The sequence below is a fragment of the Myxacorys sp. genome, assembly GCF_059501405.1.
This window is the reverse complement of the sequence record NZ_JCACCM010000060.1, coordinates 1-2,317: the sequence shown is the minus strand read 5'-3', so window position 1 is coordinate 2,317 and position 2,317 is coordinate 1. Positions and strand designations below refer to the sequence as shown.

The 2,317-nt window shown below is 48.7% G+C and carries 3 protein-coding genes and 2 pseudogenes; 2 read left to right on the top strand and 3 right to left on the bottom strand.

Annotated features, from left to right (window positions below; translation table 11 throughout):
- Both AC5I6P_RS06415 and AC5I6P_RS06410 read right to left on the bottom strand, forming a co-directional pair.
- A partial coding sequence (locus tag AC5I6P_RS06415) for a hypothetical protein (protein WP_495692921.1) occupies nt 1–302 on the bottom strand: 302 nt, incomplete at its 3' end.
- Between the two features lie 250 nt (nt 303–552).
- A pseudogene (locus tag AC5I6P_RS06410) lies at nt 553–1,142 on the bottom strand (tyrosine-type recombinase/integrase).
- A gap of 235 nt (nt 1,143–1,377) precedes the next feature.
- On the opposite strand from AC5I6P_RS06410, the gene AC5I6P_RS06405 reads away from it, so the two are divergent.
- On the top strand, nt 1,378–1,599 hold the full coding sequence (locus AC5I6P_RS06405) for a hypothetical protein (RefSeq protein ID WP_495692920.1): 222 nt from the start codon (nt 1,378–1,380) through the stop codon (nt 1,597–1,599).
- Nucleotides 1,596–1,871 (top strand): ribbon-helix-helix domain-containing protein, encoded by a 276-nt coding sequence (locus tag AC5I6P_RS06400; RefSeq protein WP_495692919.1) that lies wholly within the window; start codon nt 1,596–1,598, stop codon nt 1,869–1,871. Before AC5I6P_RS06405 ends, AC5I6P_RS06400 begins: the two co-directional genes overlap by 4 nt.
- A gap of 195 nt (nt 1,872–2,066) precedes the next feature.
- Here the strand turns inward: AC5I6P_RS06400 and AC5I6P_RS06395 are convergent.
- Nucleotides 2,067–2,317: pseudogene (locus AC5I6P_RS06395) on the bottom strand (hypothetical protein); the annotation flags it as partial.

The following is a 2,317-nucleotide window of genomic DNA, read 5'->3' as shown; positions in this document are numbered from 1 at the left end:
GATTGTGTCTGCGTAGCCGCCTGCTGCCGTGGGGCTGTTTGTGGGGCTGTTTGTGGGGCTGAAGGATGAACGATCGCAACTGTTACGCCCCAGCTAACCGGAACCCCGATTACCCCCGTCGCTGCCCACGCCCACCAGCGGCTTGCACCTTTTATACCAACCTTGCGCCATAACAGATAGGACCCAATACTAAGTGGGGCTCCGATCAATCCTCCCGTAAATAGTCCTGCAAAACCGCTGAGTACTAGGTCACGAGAAGTTTTTTCGGCTATGGTAGGTTGCTGGTGAGATTCTGAAATCATGGGGGGGGTAAGTTCCTGTGAGCTTAGGTGTACCTTTTCAGAGCGCTCCTAGTGTTGCGGTTAGTTTTTCAGGCGCTCACAGCCTTCAAGTCTCGAAATCTTTACGTCTTTACCTATTTATTCAGCACTGATTTAAATGGAATTCATTAAGTTTTATTTGAGACAAGCAAGCCCTAGATAAAACAGCACAATCATTGGAATTCCGGGGAATAGTTCTTTGTTGGGAGATACCTCCCAAGTGATCAAAGGATCAATCCCAAGTGATCTTCTTGAATCGGTGCTTACTGGCAGCAATGTAGCGATCGGTGCTTTGGATGTTGCGATGCCCCAAATAGCTTTTAATGTCGTATGCCGGGATGCCTTGCTCCGCCAGATGAAAGCCGCAAGAATGGCGTAGCATATGCGGGTGAATCTTCACGTCAAACTCTGCCTCGATGCCGCAACTTCCACGATCGACGCTATTGTATCCTCGTGAAGCCGTGAGCCTCGTTCCGACTGGAAAACATAAGCTCCGTTAGGAAATCGCTTGCGAACTGCTTCGAGTGCCTCGATTTCATCTGCCTGCAAATCGTGGCTACCAGAAATCCCCTTCTTACTTCGGGTGATCCAAATACTACGATCGTCGAACGAAATAGCGTCCCATTTCAAATTAGAAGCTTCGTTGGCTCGCAGCCCATGTCTAAAAAGCATCAAGACTAATGCATAGTCGCGATCGGGTTGTCTCGACTTCCCCAAGGATGCCGCTTGTAACAGTCGATTCACTTCCGACGAGGATAAATATTCACGACTGCGGTAATGGGAATTTTTCAGCCTCACGGGGCGAGTGGCAGTCTCAGGCATTAGGGTGCTTTTTGTAGCGCTTGCATTCTCATTCTATCCTTACTTCCCGGAAAAGGGTACTTTTTCGGGAAGTAGAGCAACGAGTTTACTGGGTTTCAGCCATTAGTAGGGAGCAGCCTAAAAATCAGCTTTTTTATTGATAATTGCTGTCAACAAAGTTTACACCGTTTACATTTCAGCGTTGATTAGCACTTACCCTCCGAGCAAAAGTTAAAGCATTCTTTCAAGTTTTCTTATGGCAGAGACAAATATTTGTTACGACTACGAAATTTCAGAGGTTCGCATCTACACCGATCGGGCGGGTGTTGCCAGTCAAATCGTCAAACGCTCAAACGGCAAAGCGATCGTCACCGAATCCAAGCAGGGCGATCGCGTGACCTCTTGGTCGATCACTCTTCCGATGAGCGCTTGTCGGGGTGCTTATGCAATCACGAAGGTTTTGGGAGATGAGGCATGAGCGAGCCAAAGCCAACGATCGCTTGCCGTGTGGCTTCAGAAGTCAAACAGCAGATCGATCACTTGGCAGAAAGCACCCACAGCACTGCATCAAAGATTGTCGAGACCGCGATCAAGAACTATTTAGGGTTGGGGTCCGACGATGCACCGCTTTCTCGGTTGGACGCGATCGAACAGCAGCAACTTGACCAGGCTGAAAAGCTGGCGGAACTGAGGGACACGATCGCAGAATTGCAGCAATGGCGCGAGAAACTTCGACGCCGGGGAGTATAGCTACTTACTAAGGCGGTAACTGCCTATCCGTGAGGATTACAGCGAGAAAACAGCAAGATCGATCGGTGAACAGAACTTGAGAAAACTTGAGATTCAAAACCGGATTTGAGAGGCGCGATCGGCGAGGGGATGTTGACAAATGTTGACATTCAAACCCGAATTTTAGAGGCGCGATCGCGGCTTTCTCAATCCGCTTCAGTTCTTGGTACGAGAGCGAATAGCCTTCACGAAGCTGCGAAAATCCTCGGTTAATTCGGGTTCCTCCCAATACTCAGGAATCAGCATGAATTGAAAATTCACCCATTCAAAGGAGGCTTTGTCTTCGCTGTAGTTTCTGGTGGCGTATAGTGCGGTTGCGATCGCGTTTCTAGGTTCTGTTGACATTTGAGATACTAGACTTAATCGGAAATAGGCAGTAGTCGAAGCCAGACAACAAGAGGCTTTCA

What these genes read in the sequence shown, in the direction of transcription:
- AC5I6P_RS06405 (WP_495692920.1), top strand. Translation starts at nt 1,378, where the DNA reads ATGGCAGAGACAAATATTTGTTACGACTACGAAATTTCAGAGGTTCGC.
- AC5I6P_RS06400 (WP_495692919.1), top strand. Translation starts at nt 1,596, where the DNA reads ATGAGCGAGCCAAAGCCAACGATCGCTTGCCGTGTGGCTTCAGAAGTC.